General features: G+C 64.4%; 11 protein-coding genes and 1 tRNA gene. All 12 read right to left on the bottom strand.

Going from position 1 to position 15,438, the window contains the following annotated elements:
* Positions 1-69: 69 nt before the first annotated feature.
* The 12 genes from fusA to TBU01S_RS21320 all read right to left on the bottom strand — a co-directional run bounded on the left by fusA (position 70) and on the right by TBU01S_RS21320 (position 15,381).
* Entirely contained in the window at positions 70-2,169 is a 2,100-nt protein-coding gene (fusA, locus tag TBU01S_RS21375) for an elongation factor G (RefSeq protein ID WP_068639520.1), read from the bottom strand.
* Positions 2,170-2,277: 108 nt separating this feature from the next.
* Positions 2,278-2,748 carry a 30S ribosomal protein S7 gene (gene rpsG / locus TBU01S_RS21370; protein ID WP_068639519.1) on the bottom strand — a complete coding sequence of 157 codons (471 nt, stop codon included), beginning with the start codon at positions 2,746-2,748 and terminating at the stop codon, positions 2,278-2,280.
* A 33-nt stretch (positions 2,749-2,781) separates the two neighbouring features.
* The gene (gene rpsL, locus TBU01S_RS21365) at positions 2,782-3,159 is read right to left on the bottom strand and encodes a 30S ribosomal protein S12 (RefSeq protein WP_004258162.1); all 378 of its coding nucleotides are present in this window, start codon (positions 3,157-3,159) and stop codon (positions 2,782-2,784) included.
* 133 nt (positions 3,160-3,292) lie between these two features.
* Complete coding sequence (gene rpoC, locus TBU01S_RS21360; RefSeq protein ID WP_068639518.1) at positions 3,293-7,504, bottom strand: DNA-directed RNA polymerase subunit beta'; 4,212 nt, start codon at positions 7,502-7,504, stop codon at positions 3,293-3,295.
* 85 nt (positions 7,505-7,589) lie between these two features.
* The gene (gene rpoB / locus TBU01S_RS21355) at positions 7,590-11,723 is read right to left on the bottom strand and encodes a DNA-directed RNA polymerase subunit beta (protein ID WP_068639517.1); all 4,134 of its coding nucleotides are present in this window, start codon (positions 11,721-11,723) and stop codon (positions 7,590-7,592) included.
* Between the two features lie 191 nt (positions 11,724-11,914).
* Entirely contained in the window at positions 11,915-12,289 is a 375-nt protein-coding gene (gene rplL / locus TBU01S_RS21350; RefSeq protein WP_068639516.1) for a 50S ribosomal protein L7/L12, read from the bottom strand.
* 66 nt (positions 12,290-12,355) lie between these two features.
* On the bottom strand, positions 12,356-12,856 hold the full coding sequence (gene rplJ / locus TBU01S_RS21345) for a 50S ribosomal protein L10 (RefSeq protein ID WP_068639515.1): 501 nt from the start codon (positions 12,854-12,856) through the stop codon (positions 12,356-12,358).
* Positions 12,857-13,119: 263 nt separating this feature from the next.
* A complete protein-coding gene (rplA, locus tag TBU01S_RS21340; RefSeq protein WP_068639514.1) occupies positions 13,120-13,818 on the bottom strand; it encodes a 50S ribosomal protein L1 in 699 nt (232 codons plus the stop codon).
* 2 nt (positions 13,819-13,820) lie between these two features.
* Positions 13,821-14,252: a 50S ribosomal protein L11 gene (gene rplK / locus TBU01S_RS21335; protein ID WP_068639513.1), complete on the bottom strand. Its 432-nt coding sequence runs from the start codon at positions 14,250-14,252 to the stop codon at positions 13,821-13,823.
* A 145-nt stretch (positions 14,253-14,397) separates the two neighbouring features.
* Positions 14,398-14,931, bottom strand: a complete 534-nt coding sequence (gene nusG / locus TBU01S_RS21330) for a transcription termination/antitermination protein NusG (protein ID WP_068639512.1) — start codon at positions 14,929-14,931, stop codon at positions 14,398-14,400.
* A 1-nt stretch (position 14,932) separates the two neighbouring features.
* A complete protein-coding gene (gene secE / locus TBU01S_RS21325; RefSeq protein ID WP_068639511.1) occupies positions 14,933-15,280 on the bottom strand; it encodes a preprotein translocase subunit SecE in 348 nt (115 codons plus the stop codon).
* A gap of 25 nt (positions 15,281-15,305) precedes the next feature.
* Positions 15,306-15,381: transfer RNA gene (locus TBU01S_RS21320), tRNA-Trp, on the bottom strand.
* Positions 15,382-15,438: the final 57 nt, after the last annotated feature.

The raw sequence follows: 15,438 nt of genomic DNA, 5'->3' as shown, positions 1-15,438 counted from the left end.
GGTACGTTCGAACTTACCCTTTGCCATGTCTGTGAGTCCTCTGGTTTGTCGTTACTGTGAATCTGAAAATTACTTGCGGCTGCTGATGACGGCTTCGGCAACGCTCTTCGGAGCTTCGGCGTAGTGCTTGAACTCCATCGAGTAGGTCGCGCGACCCTGGGTCAGCGAGCGCAGCTGGGTAGCGTAGCCGAACATTTCGGCCAGCGGCACCTCGGCCTTGATTTCCTTCATGCCGCCCGGAATGTCGTCCATGCCCTGGACGATGCCACGACGGCCCGACAGGTCGCCCATGACGTTGCCCATGTAGTCTTCCGGCGTCTCGACCACGACCGCCATCATCGGCTCGAGCAGTACCGGGCTGGCGCGGCGCATGGCTTCCTTGAACGCCATCGAACCGGCCATCTTGAACGCGTTTTCGTTCGAGTCCACATCGTGGTACGAACCGAAATGCAGCGTGACCTTGACATCGACCACCGGGAAGCCGGCGAGGATACCGTTGTTGAGGGTTTCCTGGATGCCCTTGTCGACCGCGGGGATGTATTCGCGCGGCACCACGCCACCCTTGACCGCATCGACGAACTCGTAGCCCTTGCCCTGCTCGGCCGGCTCGAGGTTGATGACGACGTGGCCGTACTGGCCGCGGCCGCCGGACTGCTTGACGAACTTGCCTTCGACGTCGTTGGCGGCCTTGCGGATGGTTTCGCGATAGGCGACCTGCGGCGCGCCGACGTTGGCTTCGACGTTGAATTCGCGCTTCATGCGGTCGACGATGATCTCGAGGTGCAGTTCACCCATGCCCGAGATGATGGTCTGGCCCGACTCTTCGTCGGTGCGCACGCGGAAGGACGGATCTTCGGCAGCCAGGCGGCTGAGCGCCAGACCCATCTTCTCCTGGTCGCCCTTGGTCTTCGGCTCGACGGCGACGTGGATCACCGGATCCGGGAAGACCATGCGCTCGAGGATCACCGGCGCCGAAACGTCGCACAGCGTCTCGCCGGTGGTCACGTCCTTCAGGCCGACCACGGCGGCGATGTCGCCCGCCAGCACTTCCTTGATCTCCTCGCGGTCGTTGGCATGCATCTGCAGCAGGCGGCCGATGCGCTCCTTCTTGCCCTTGACCGAGTTCAGCACGGTCGAGCCCGACTCCAGCACGCCCGAATAGACGCGGATGAAGGTCAGTTGACCGACGAAGGGGTCGGTCATCAGCTTGAAGGCCAGCGCCGAGAACTTCTCGTCGTCCCGGGCATGGCGCACGACTTCCTTGTCGTCGTCATCGACGCCGGCGACCGGCGGAATGTCGACCGGCGACGGCAGGTACTGGATCACGGCGTCGAGCATGCGCTGCACGCCCTTGTTCTTGAACGCGGTACCGCACAGCATCGGCTGGATCTCGCACGCCAGGGTACGGGCGCGCAGGCCGGCAATGACCTCTTCCTCGGACAGCTCGCCGTCCTCGAGGTACTTGTTCATCAGCTCTTCGGACGCCTCGGCAGCCGCCTCGACCATGTTGGCGCGCCATTCCTCGGCAACACCGACGATGTCGGCCGGAATCTCGCCGTACTCGAACTTCATGCCCTGGGACGCTTCGTCCCAGATGATCGCCTTCATCTTCAGCAGATCGACGACGCCCTTGAAGCTGTCTTCGGCGCCGATGGGCACGACGACCGGCACCGGGTTCGCCTTCAGGCGGGTCTTCATCTGCTCGACGACCTTGAAGAAGTTGGCGCCGGAGCGGTCCATCTTGTTAACGAAGGCCAGGCGCGGCACCTTGTACTTGGTGGCTTGGCGCCACACGGTCTCGGACTGGGGCTGAACACCGCCCACCGCGCAGTAGACCATGCAGGCGCCATCAAGCACGCGCATCGAGCGTTCGACTTCGATGGTGAAGTCGACGTGTCCCGGGGTGTCGATGATGTTGAAGCGGTGCTCGGGGAAGGACTGGTCCATACCTTTCCAGAAGCAGGTCACGGCCGCCGAGGTGATCGTGATGCCGCGCTCCTGCTCCTGCGCCATCCAGTCGGTGGTCGCAGCGCCGTCATGCACCTCGCCGAGCTTGTGGCTCACGCCGGTGTAGAAGAGGATACGCTCGGTCGTAGTCGTCTTGCCGGCGTCGATGTGAGCGGAGATACCGATATTGCGGTAGCGCTCGATGGGAGTCTTGCGAGCCACGTTTTACCTGCCTTCTGTTATGCGCGCACTGGTCGCGATCAACGAATTTCTTGCGTTAGAAAACAATCGAGCCCTGTACAGGGCCCGAGGTACCGCTGCCGACGAGGATCAGAAGCGGAAGTGCGAGAACGCCTTGTTGGCTTCGGCCATGCGGTGCACTTCTTCGCGCTTCTTCATGGCGGAGCCACGGCCTTCGGCGGCCTCGAGCAGCTCGCCGGCGAGGCGCTGGGCCATCGACTTCTCGGCACGCTTGCGCGCGGCTTCGCGCAGCCAGCGCATCGACAGCGCCATGCGGCGCGACGGACGCACTTCGACCGGAACCTGGTAGTTGGCACCACCGACGCGGCGGCTCTTGACCTCGACCACCGGCTTGACGTTGCCGACCGCCGCCGAGAACACTTCCAGCGGATCCTTGCCGGCCTTGGCAGTGATGTGATTGAACGCACCATAGACGATGCGTTCGGCAACGGACTTCTTGCCCGACTGCATGATCACGTTGATGAACTTCGAAACGTCCTGGCTACCGAACTTCGGATCCGGCAGGACATCGCGCTTGGGTACTTCACGACGACGCGGCATGACAACCTCTCGCTAAATTTCTTGGGCCAACAATCAGGCTTTCTTCGGACGCTTCGCGCCGTACTTGGAACGCGACTGCTTGCGATCCTTGACGCCCTGCAAGTCGAGGGAGCCGCGAACGATGTGGTAACGCACACCGGGCAAGTCCTTCACACGACCGCCACGGATCAGCACGACGGAGTGCTCCTGCAGGTTGTGACCTTCACCGCCGATGTACGAGATGACCTCGAAACCGTTGGTCAGGCGAACCTTGGCGACCTTGCGCAGCGCCGAGTTCGGCTTCTTCGGGGTCGTGGTATAGACGCGGGTGCACACACCACGCTTCTGCGGGCAAGCTTCCAGGGCAGGAACCTTGCTCTTCGAAGCTTCCATCTGGCGCGGCTTGCGGACAAGCTGATTGATTGTTGGCATAGCTTAAGAATTTCCCAAAAAACCGAGGCAGCCCACCACGGGCCGCCTCGGGCGGATTATTCCGGCTGCGACCGACTACGATTGGTCGGTCCACAAAAAGAGGCCGGATTCTATTCCGAGACGGAAGAAAAAGTCAACCGGCCTCGATGTCCTGATTCGGTTCGACGGCGATCTCGGTCGCCCACGCATGTTCCGGTCCCAGATCGACCCCCTGCTCCTGCGCCTTGCGGCTGCGGTGGTAGGCCAGGCCGGTGCCGGCCGGAATCAGGCGGCCGACGATGACGTTTTCCTTCAGGCCGCGCAGCTCGTCGCGCTTGCCCATGATTGCCGCTTCGGTCAGCACGCGGGTGGTTTCCTGGAAGGACGCCGCCGAGATGAAGGAGTCGGTCGATAGCGAAGCCTTGGTGATGCCGAGCAGCACGTTCTCGTACTGCGCCGGCAGCTTGCCTTCGGCTTCCATGCGGTCGTTCTCGTCCAGCACCTCGGAGCGCTCCACCTGCTCCTCGCGGATGAATCGGGTGTCGCCGGCATCGGTGATCACGACGCGGCGCAGCATCTGGCGGACGATCACCTCGATGTGCTTGTCGTTGATCTTCACGCCCTGCAGACGGTAGACGTCCTGGACCTCGTCGATGATGTAGCGGGCCAGTTCGTTGATGCCCTGCAGGCGCAGGATGTCGTGCGGATCGGCCGGGCCGTCGACGATGAGTTCGCCCTTGTTCACCACCTGACCGTCGTGAACCATCAGGTGCTTGTCCTTCGGGATCAGGAACTCGTGCGCAGTGCCGTCCGGCTCGGTGATCACCAGGCGCTGCTTGCCCTTGGTCTCCTTGCCGAACGAGACCGTGCCGGTGTATTCGGCAAGCATCCCGGCGTCCTTCGGCGCGCGCGCTTCGAACAGCTCGGCGACGCGCGGCAGGCCGCCGGTGATGTCGCGGGTCTTGGCCGATTCCTGCGGAATGCGCGCCAGCACTTCGCCGACGCCGATCTGCTGGCCGTCCTTGACCGTGATCAGCGACCCGACCTGGAAGGTGATCGCCACGGCGTGGTCGGTGCCGGCGATCTTCACTTCCTCGCCGTTCTCGTCCAGCAGCTTGACCTGCGGCCGCACGCCCTTGGCTGCACCGGTCGCCGAGCGGCGCTTGGAGTCGATCACGACCAGCGTGGACAGGCCGGTGATTTCGTCGATCTGCTTGGCGACGGTGACGCCTTCCTCGACGTTCTCGAACTTCACCGTACCGCTGTACTCGGTGACGATCGGGCGGGTATGCGGATCCCAGGTCGCCAGTTGCGTGCCCGCCTTGACCGCCGCACCGTCGTCGACCAGCAGCATCGCGCCGTACGGCAGCTTGTGGCGCTCGCGCTCGCGGCCCATGTCGTCGGCAACCACGACTTCGGCCGAGCGCGCGATGACGACCTTCTCGCCCTTGGCGTTGGAGACGTAGCGCATGTTGCCGGCGAAGCGGATGGTGCCGCCCGACTTGGCCTCGACGCCGCTCGCGGCAGCGGCCCGCGATGCGGCGCCGCCGACGTGGAAGGTACGCATGGTCAGCTGGGTGCCGGGCTCGCCGATCGACTGCGCGGCGATGACGCCGACCGCTTCGCCGGCATTGACCATCGAGCCGCGGCCGAGGTCGCGGCCGTAGCACTTGGCGCACAGGCCGTAGCGGGTTTCGCAGGTCAGCGGCGTGCGCACCTTGACTTCGTCCACGCCGAGGCCTTCGATCGCATCGACCGCATTCTCGTCGAGCAGGCTGCCCGCCTCGATCACGGTTTCCTGCGTGTCCGGATTGACGACGTCCTCGGCCGTGACGCGGCCCAGGATGCGCTCGCGCAGCGGCTCGACGACCTCGCCGCCTTCGATCAGCGCTTTCATCGCGAAGCCTTCGCGGGTGCCGCAGTCGTCCTCGATCACCACCAGATCCTGGGTGACGTCTACCAGGCGGCGGGTCAGGTAGCCGGAGTTCGCGGTCTTCAACGCCGTGTCGGCCAGACCCTTACGCGCACCGTGGGTCGAGATGAAGTACTGCAGAACGTTCAGGCCTTCACGGAAGTTCGTCGTGATCGGTGTCTCGATGATCGAGCCGTCCGGCTTCGCCATCAGGCCGCGCATGCCGGCCAGCTGGCGGATCTGCGCTGCGGAACCGCGCGCCCCCGAGTCGGCCATCATGTAGATCGAGTTGAACGACTCCTGGCGGACGGTCTTGCCTTCGCGGTCGACCACTTCCTCGGAACCGAGCTGTTCCATCATCGCCTTGGCGACCTGGTCGCCGCAGCGGCCCCAGATATCGACCACCTTGTTGTAGCGCTCGCCGTCGGTCACCAGACCGGAGGTGTACTGCTGGGCGATTTCCTTGACCTCGGCTTCGGCGGCACGGATCAGGTCGTGCTTGGCGGTCGGCACCAGCATGTCCTTGACCGCGATCGACAGGCCGGCGCGGGTCGCCAGGCCGTAGCCGAACTGCATCAGGCGGTCGGCGAAGATCACCGTCGCGCGCAGGCCGCAGCGGCGGAACGAAGCGTTGATGAGCTTGGAGATTTCCTTCTTCTTCAGCGGCTTGTCGATGACGCTGAACGGCAGCCCGGCCGGCAGGATCTCCGACAGGATGGCCCGGCCGGCGGTGGTCTCGTAGCGATTGATCTTCTCGATGCGCTCACCGTTGGGGCCGAGGTCGGCCTCCTTCAGGCGCACGGTGATGCGCGCGTGCAGCGCGATCTGGCCGGATTCGTAGGCGCGCTTGACTTCCGACACGTCGGTAAACAGCATGCCTTCGCCCGGCACGTTGATGCCCTCGCGGGTGGCGTAGTACAAGCCGAGCACGATGTCCTGCGAGGGCACGATGATCGGCTCGCCGTTGGCCGGCGACAGCACGTTGTTGGAGGCCAGCATCAGGGTGCGGGCTTCCATCTGCGCCTCCAGCGACAGCGGCACGTGGACGGCCATCTGGTCGCCGTCGAAGTCGGCGTTGAAGGCGACGCAGACCAGCGGGTGGAGCTGGATCGCCTTGCCTTCGATCAGCACCGGCTCGAAAGCCTGGATGCCCAGGCGGTGCAGCGTCGGTGCGCGGTTCAGCAGCACCGGATGCTCGCGGATCACCTCTTCGAGGATGTCCCACACCACCGGCTCCTGCGACTCCACCATCTTCTTGGCCTGCTTGATGGTCGTGGCCAGCCCCATCAGTTCGAGCTTGTTGAAGATGAAGGGCTTGAACAGCTCCAGCGCCATCAGCTTGGGCAGGCCGCACTGGTGCAGCTTGAGCTGCGGGCCCACGGTGATCACCGAACGGCCCGAATAGTCGACGCGCTTGCCCAGCAGGTTCTGGCGGAAACGGCCGCCCTTGCCCTTGATCATGTCGGCCAGCGACTTCAGCGGGCGCTTGTTGGCGCCGGTCATGGCCTTGCCGCGGCGGCCGTTGTCGAGCAGCGAGTCGACGGCTTCCTGCAGCATGCGCTTCTCGTTGCGCACGATGATGTCGGGCGCCTTGAGTTCGAGCAGGCGCTTCAGGCGGTTGTTGCGGTTGATGACGCGGCGGTAGAGATCGTTCAGGTCGGACGTGGCGAAGCGGCCGCCGTCCAGCGGCACCAGCGGGCGCAGGTCGGGCGGCAGCACCGGCAGCACTTCGAGCACCATCCACTCCGGCTTGATGCCCGACTGCTGGAAGGCCTCCAGCACCTTCAGGCGCTTGGAGAACTTCTTGATCTTGGCTTCGGAGTTGGTCGTCTCGAGGTCGCCGCGCAGCTTCTCGACTTCCAGGCTGACGTCGAGCGTGCGCAGCAGCTCGCGGATGCCTTCGGCGCCCATCACGGCATCGAAGTCGTCGCCATATTCCTCGACCTTGGCGAGGTAGTCGTCCTCGGTCAGCAGCTGGCCGCGGTTGAGCGGGGTCATGCCCGGCTCGACGACGACGAAGGCTTCGAAGTACAGCACGCGCTCGATGTCGCGCAGGGTCATGTCGAGCACCATGCCGAGACGGCTGGGCAGGCTCTTCAGGAACCAGATGTGGGCGACCGGCGAGGCCAGCTCGATGTGGCCCATGCGCTCGCGGCGCACCTTGGACAGCGTCACCTCGACGCCGCACTTCTCGCAGATCACGCCGCGGTGCTTGAGGCGCTTGTACTTGCCGCACAGGCACTCGTAGTCCTTGACCGGGCCGAAGATCTTGGCGCAGAACAGGCCATCGCGCTCCGGCTTGAAGGTGCGGTAGTTGATGGTCTCCGGCTTCTTCACTTCGCCGTAGGACCAGGTGCGGATCTTGTCGGGCGAGGCAAGCCCGATGGTGATCGCGTCGAACTCTTCCTCGTTCGGCAGGGTTTGCTTGAACAGGTCAGCGAGCAGGCTTTTCATGTATCACTCCATCCGGACCGCCGCGTCGTGTGCGGCGGCCCCGGGATTCAATCGCAGGCAGGTTGGTGGCGGAAATTCGCGGATCTCAGTCGCGGTCGAGATCGATGTCGATCGCGAGCGAGCGGATTTCCTTCACCAGCACGTTGAAGGATTCCGGCATGCCGGAATCGATCTTGTGCTCGCCCTTGACGATGTTTTCGTACACCTTGGTCCGGCCGGTCACATCGTCGGACTTGACCGTCAGCATCTCCTGCAGCGTGTAGGCCGCGCCGTAGGCTTCCAGCGCCCACACTTCCATTTCACCGAAGCGCTGGCCACCGAACTGCGCCTTGCCGCCCAGCGGCTGCTGGGTGACGAGCGAGTACGGACCGGTCGAACGGGCGTGCATCTTGTCGTCGACCAGGTGGTGCAGCTTGAGCACGTGCTTGTAGCCCACCGTGACCTTGCGCTCGAAAGGCTCGCCGGTGCGGCCGTCGAACAACGTCACCTGGCCACCGACGGGCAGGCCGGCGAGTTCGAGCATCTGCTCGATCTCGGATTCCTTGGCACCGTCGAACACCGGCGTGGCGAAAGGCACGCCCTTGCGCAGGTTGGACGCCAGATCGACCACTTCCTCGTCGCTCAGCCCGGCAATGTCTTCCGGCTTGCCGCTGCCGTTGTAGATCTGTTCGAGGAAGCCGCGCAGCTCGTCGACCGCGGCCTTCGCCTGCAGCATGCGGTCGATCTGCTGGCCCAGGCCCTTGGCCGCCCAGCCCAGGTGGGTCTCGAGGATCTGGCCGATGTTCATCCGCGACGGCACGCCCAGCGGGTTCAGCACGATGTCGAGCGGCGTGCCGTCTTCCATGTAGGGCATGTCCTCGACCGGCACGATCTTCGACACCACGCCCTTGTTGCCGTGACGGCCGGCCATCTTGTCGCCCGGCTGCAGGCGGCGCTTGACCGCCAGGTAGACCTTGACCATCTTCTGCACACCCGGCGGCAGTTCGTCGCCCTGGGTGAGCTTCTTCTTCTTGATCTCGAAGGCCTGGTCGAAGTCCTTGCGGGTGTTCTCGAGGCCTTCGCGCACGGCTTCGAGCTGGGTCGCCAGCGTTTCGTCGGCCAGGCGGATGTCGAACCAGTGGTAGAACTCGAGCGAGTCGAGGTATTCCTCGCTCAACTCGGCGCCCTTGGCGAGCTTCTTCGGCCCGCCATTGACCTTCTGGCCCAGGATCATGCGCTTGATACGGGCGAAGGCGTCACGCTCGACGATGCGCATCTGGTCGGCGAGGTCGGTCTTGTAGCTGCGCAGCTGGTCGTCGATGATCGACTGCGCGCGCTTGTCGCGCTCGATGCCCTCGCGGGTGAACACCTGCACGTCGATGACGGTGCCGACCATGCCGGAGGGCACGCGCAGCGAGGTGTCCTTCACGTCGGAGGCCTTCTCGCCGAAGATCGCGCGCAGCAGCTTTTCTTCCGGCGTCAGCTGGGTCTCGCCCTTGGGCGTGACCTTGCCGACCAGCACGTCGCCGGCCTCGACTTCGGCACCGATGTAGACGATGCCCGACTCGTCCAGGCGCGACAGCTGCGCCTCGCCCAGCGAGGCGATGTCGCGGGTGATTTCCTCGGGCCCGAGCTTGGTGTCGCGGGCGACGACGGTCAGTTCCTCGACGTGGATCGAGGTGAAGCGGTCGTCGGCGACGACGCGCTCGGAGATCAGGATCGAGTCTTCGAAGTTGTAGCCGTTCCACGGCATGAAGCCGAGTAGCATGTTCTGGCCCAGGGCCAGTTCGCCGAGGTCGGTGGAGGCGCCGTCGGCCACCACGTCGCCCTTGGCGATGATGTCGCCCACCTTCACCACCGGGCGCTGGTTGATGTTGGTGTTCTGGTTGGAACGGGTGTACTTGATCATGTTGTAGATGTCGACGCCGACTTCGCCCGGCAGGGTTTCGTCGTCGTGCACCCGGATCACGACCCGGTTCGCATCCACGTAGTCCACCACGCCGCCACGGGTCGCCTGCACCGCGGTGCCCGAGTCGACCGCCACGCGGCGCTCGATGCCGGTACCGACCAGCGGCTTCTCCGGGCGCAGGCAGGGCACGGCCTGGCGCTGCATGTTGGCACCCATCAGTGCGCGGTTGGCGTCGTCGTGTTCCAGGAAGGGAATCAGCGAGGCGGCGACCGACACGATCTGGCCCGGCGCGACGTCCATGTACTGGACCATGTCCGCGGTCGCCAACAGGAACTCGCCCTTGTGGCGGCACGAAACCAGGTCGCCGGCCAGCGCACCGGCCTCGTCGATCTCGGCGTTCGCCTGGGCGATCACGTACTGACCTTCCTCGATCGCCGACAGGAAGTCGATCTGGTCGGTGACCTTGCCGTCCACCACCTTGCGGTAGGGCGTCTCGAGGAAGCCGTGGCGGTTGGTGCGGGCATACACGGCCAGCGAGTTGATCAGGCCGATGTTCGGACCTTCCGGCGTTTCGATCGGGCACACGCGTCCGTAGTGGGTCGGGTGCACGTCGCGCACCTCGAAGCCGGCGCGTTCGCGCGTCAGGCCGCCCGGGCCCAGTGCCGAGACGCGGCGCTTGTGCGTGATCTCGGACAGCGGGTTGGTCTGGTCCATGAACTGCGACAACTGGCTGGAGCCGAAGAACTCCTTGATCGCGGCCGAGATCGGCTTGGCGTTGATCAGGTCGTGCGGCATCAGGTTGTCGGATTCGGCCTGCGACAGACGCTCCTTGACCGCACGCTCGACGCGCACCAGGCCGGCGCGGAACTGGTTTTCGGCCAGTTCGCCGACCGAGCGCACACGGCGGTTGCCGAGGTGGTCGATGTCGTCGATCTCGCCGCGGCCGTTGCGCAGTTCGACCAGCACGCCGATCACGGCCAGGATGTCCTCATTGACCAGCACGCCCGGGCCATCCTCGCCCTGCGCGCCGACGCGCTCGTAGAAGCGCTTCAGCCAGCCCGGCGCCTTGTCGTCGATCTTCTCGGGATAGGCGCGGCGGTTGAACTTCATGCGGCCGACCGAGGACAGGTCGTAGCGCTCCTCGGCATAGAACAGGCCGTTGAACAGGCCTTCCACCGCATCCTCGGTGGGCGGCTCGCCCGGACGCATCATGCGGTAGATCGCGACCTTGGCGCCCCACTGGTCGGTGGTCTCGTCGATGCGCAGGGTCTGCGAGATGTAGCCGCCGCGGTCGAGGTCGTTGATGTACAGCGTGCGCAGATCGGTGACACCGGCGATGCGCAGCTTGTCCAGCAGGTCCTCGGTCAGTTCGTCGTTGGCGCGCGCCAGCACTTCGCCGGTCTCGGGATCGGCGATGTCGTTGGCGATCACGCGGCCGAGGACGAATTCGTCCGGCACGCCGATGGTCTTGACGCCGGCCTGGTCGATCTCGCGGATGTGCTTGGAGGTGATGCGCTTGTCACGCGCGACGATGATTTTGCCGTCCGGCGTGACGATGTCGAAGCGCGCCACTTCGCCGCGCAGGCGATCGGGCACCAGCTCGAACTGGGCGCCTTCACCCTGCAGATGGAAGTTGTCGAAGTCGTGGAAGGTTGCCAGGATCTCTTCCGGGCTCATGCCGATGGCACGCAGCAGGATCGTCACCGGCATCTTGCGGCGGCGGTCGACGCGGAAGTACAGGTAGTCCTTCGGATCGAACTCGAAATCGAGCCAAGAGCCGCGGTAGGGGATGATGCGGGCCGAGAACAGCAGCTTGCCCGAGGAGTGGGTCTTGCCGCGGTCGTGCTCGAAGAACACGCCGGGCGAACGGTGCAGCTGCGAGACGATGACGCGCTCGGTACCGTTGATGACGAAGGAGCCGGTGGTGGTCATGAGCGGAATCTCGCCCATGTACACTTCCTGCTCCTTCACTTCCTTGATCGTTTCCTTGGGCGCTTCGCGGTCCATGATGACCAGGCGCACGCGCGCGCGCAGCGGCGAAGCGAAGGTAAGGCCGCGCTGCTGGCACTCCTTCACGTCGAAGGCTGGCTCGCCCAGCATGTATTGGACGAACTCGAGCCGCGCGTTGCCGCTGTGGCTCGAGATCGGGAAGATCGAGGTGAAGGCCGCCTGCAGGCCCTGGTTGCGCCTTGCCTCCGGCAGGGTTTCGGCCTGCAGGAATTCGGCGAAGGACTCGATCTGGGTGGCGAGCAGGAAAGGCGCATCGAGCACGGCCGCGCGCTTGGCGAAGCTCTTGCGGATACGTTTCTTTTCGGTGTAGGAATACGCCATGGATGCTCCGGCTAGAGGGCTGACATCTAAAAACAGAACACAGCGTCCGCTTCAATCCTGGCCGCGATGCGGCCCGCAAACGCTCTGCTCTGGCTTCGTCCCTGGCCTGCCGGCGACGCCCGCAAGCTTCGGCACAAAGCACGAAAGGGCTGGCATTCCGAAGAATGCCAGCCCCGCTGGAAAGCCGGGTCTTACTTGATCTCGACCTTGGCGCCAGCGTCTTCCAGTTGCTTCTTCAGCGCTTCGGCGTCGGCCTTCGAAGCGCCTTCCTTCACGGTCTTCGGCGCGCCGTCGACCACGTCCTTCGCTTCCTTCAGGCCCAGGCCGGTGGCAGCGCGGACGACCTTGATGACTTCGACCTTCTTGTCGCCGGCGGCGGTCAGCACGACGTCGAACTCGGTCTTCTCTTCGGCAGCCGGAGCGGCAGCGCCGGCACCCGGGGCGGCCACGGCCATCGCGGCGGCGGAAACGCCGAACTTCTCTTCGAACGCCTTGACCAGGTCGTTCAGTTCCATCACGGTCATCGCGCCGACGGCTTCGAGGATGTCTTCTTTGGTGATTGCCATTTCAAAAACTCCAGAATCGATTATGTTCAGTTTGCTTGTGCGAACGGGGCGAGAAAGCGGCTGCGATCAGGCAGCGGCTTCTTCCTCGCGCTTCTTGGCGAGCGCAGCCATGGCGCAGGCGAAGCCCGACACCGGCGCCTGCATGACGCCCAGCAGGGTCGCCAGCAGTTCCTCGCGGCTCGGGATCGAGGCGAGCGCCTTCACACCGGCCTGGTCGAGCGTCTTGCCCGCATAGGAACCAGCCTTCAGCACCAGCTTGTCGTTGCCCTTGGCGAAGTCGTTCAGCACCTTGGCAGCAGCGACCGGATCGGCCGAGATGCCATAGATCAGCGGGCCGGTCAGTTGATCGGCCAACCCCTCGAACGGGGTACCGGCGATCGCACGACGGACCAGGGTGTTCTTCAGCACGCGCAGGTAAACGCCAGCTTCGCGGGCCTTGGCACGCAGCACGGTGAGATCGCCCACCGCAACGCCGCGATACTCGGCCACCGCGATAGTCTGGGCGTTGGCCACCTGTGCCGACACCTCAGCCACTACGGCTTTCTTGTCATCGAGATTGAGGCTCACAGGCCTTTCCTCCTTTTCAAGTCAACACACGGACCGAAAACACGCGATCCGCACCCACGGCGACCTGGATCAGGAGCGCGGCTGCATCGCAGCCAGAATCCTGTTCTGGGCACACCATCTGCGCAGGCCGTCCGAAGACGATTAGACGGTCGGCCAAAACCTGGCTAGGCCTTTCGCACCTGCGGTCTTTGACGATCCGTGCCGGACATGGTCCGGCACGGCCCAAAGTTCTGTTCGCGCCGCCCTTCGGGGCGGCGCATGGATCAGGCAGCGTTGACGCTGCTCGGATCGACGCGGACACCGGCACCCATGGTGCTGGAGACCGCGATGCGGCGCAGATAGACGCCCTTGGCGGCAGCCGGCTTGGCCTTGACCAGCGCGTCGACGAAGGCCGACAGGTTCTGCTGCAGCGCGTCGACACCGAAGGATGCACGGCCGATGGTGGCGTGCACCAGACCGGCCTTGTCGGTACGGTACTGTACCTGGCCAGCCTTGGCGTTCTTGACCGCGGTGGCAACGTCCATGGTCACGGTGCCGACCTTCGGGTTCGGCATCAGGCCGCGCGGACCGAGGATCTGGCCCAGCTGGCCGACGACGCGCATGGCATCCGGCGTGGCGATGCAGACGTCGAAGTCGAGCTTGCCGGCCTTGACCTGCTCGGCCAGATCGTCGAAGCCGACGACTTCGGCCCCTGCGGCGCGTGCGGCTTCGGCCTTGTCGCCCTGGGCAAACACGGCGACGCGGACGCTCTTGCCGGTACCGGCGGGCAGCACCACCGAGCCACGGACGACCTGGTCGGACTTGCGTGCATCGACGCCGAGATTCACGGCGACGTCGATCGATTCGTCGAACTTGGCGGTCGCACACTCCTTGACCAGGGTCAGGGCTTCAGCCACCGGGTAGCTCTGGTTGCGGTCGACCTTGGCGCGCAGCGCCTGAACTCGCTTGGAAAGTTTCGCCATGATTACAGGCCCTCCACGGTGATGCCCATGCTGCGGGCGGAACCGGCGATCGTGCGCACGGCGCCTTCCAGATCGGCAGCGGTGAGGTCGGGCTGCTTGGTCTTGGCGATTTCCTCGACCTGGGCGCGGGTGATCGAACCGACCTTGTCGGTATGCGGCTTCGCCGAGCCCTTCTGCAGGCCGGCAGCCTTCTTGATCAGCACGGTCGCCGGCGGCGTCTTCATGATGAAGGTGAAGGACTTGTCGGCAAACGCGGTGATCACCACCGGGATCGGCAGGCCCGGCTCGAGACCCTGGGTCTTGGCGTTGAAGGCCTTGCAGAATTCCATGATGTTCAGACCGCGCTGACCCAGCGCCGGACCGATCGGGGGGCTGGGGTTGGCCTTGCCGGCCGGCACCTGCAGCTTGATGTAGCCAATGATTTTCTTTGCCATTGCGGCTTGCTCCTGTATTGAGTGCTAGCGCACCGGTCAGACCCGGCGCTCCTCGCCTTGCTTGCCGTTCACCAAAGCCCGGGACAATCTTCCCGAGACGGCCGTGAACGGGCTACGGCAGGCCAGATGGCCTGCCGCTCGACACTCAGGTCTTCTCGACCTGGGTGAAATCCAGTTCGACTGGCGTCGCGCGGCCGAAGATGGTCACGGAAACGCGCAGCTTGCTCTTTTCGTAGTTGGCATCTTCCACCGAGCCGTGGAAGTCGGTGAACGGGCCTTCCTTGACGCGGACGACCTCGCCGATCTCGAACAGCACCTTGGGACGCGGCTTGTCGACGCCGTCCTGCATCTGCTGCATGATCTTTTCGACTTCCTTGTCGGAAATCGGCGCCGGCTTGTTGGCCGTACCGCCGACGAAGCCGGTGACCTTGGGCGTGGACTTCACCAGATGCCAGCTCTCGTCGTTCATTTCCATCTCGACGAGCACGTAGCCCGGGAAGAACTTGCGTTCGGTAATGCTCTTCTGGCCGCCCTTCATCTCGACGACCTCTTCGACCGGAACCAGGATCTGACCGAAGAAATCCTGCATGCCCGCGCGGTTGACGCGCTCGATGAGCGCCCGCTGCACCGACTTTTCGAAGCCGGAATAGGCATGAACCACGTACCAACGCTTCGTCATATCACTTCCAACCCAGAACGAGATCGTACAGAACCCATTCCAGGCTCTTGTCGGTCAGCCACAGGAAGATCGCCATCACGACCACGAAGGCGAACACGAGACCCGTCGTCTGAACCGTTTCCTTGCGGCTCGGCCAGACGACCTTCTTCGTCTCGACGACCGCTTCGCGCGCGAACTCAACGAAGCGGCGACCCGGCACGGAGAACCACGCCACGGCAATGCCCGCGGCCACGCCCAGCAGGACGGACAGCACACGAAGCACGAGCGGCTGCTCGGAAAGCAGATAGAAGCCGACAACACCGGCAGCCAGCAAAGCCAGAGCCAGCGCAAACTTCAACTTATCGGCCATTGCGGAAAACCACCCGAAAAAATTGTGGCAGGGGCAGAGGGAATCGAACCCCCAACCTTCGGTTTTGGAGACCGACGCTCTGCCAGTTGAGCTATACCCCTGCAGCAGAGACTACGAGGCGCGCCCGCCAGGGCACGCCTTTGCATCGGTCAGCGAGC

It is taken from the genome of Thauera butanivorans NBRC 103042 (assembly GCF_001591165.1).
GTDB lineage: Bacteria > Pseudomonadota > Gammaproteobacteria > Burkholderiales > Rhodocyclaceae > Thauera > Thauera butanivorans.
The sequence above is the reverse complement of the archived record's forward strand: the minus strand, read 5'-3'. Positions and strand labels throughout refer to the sequence as shown.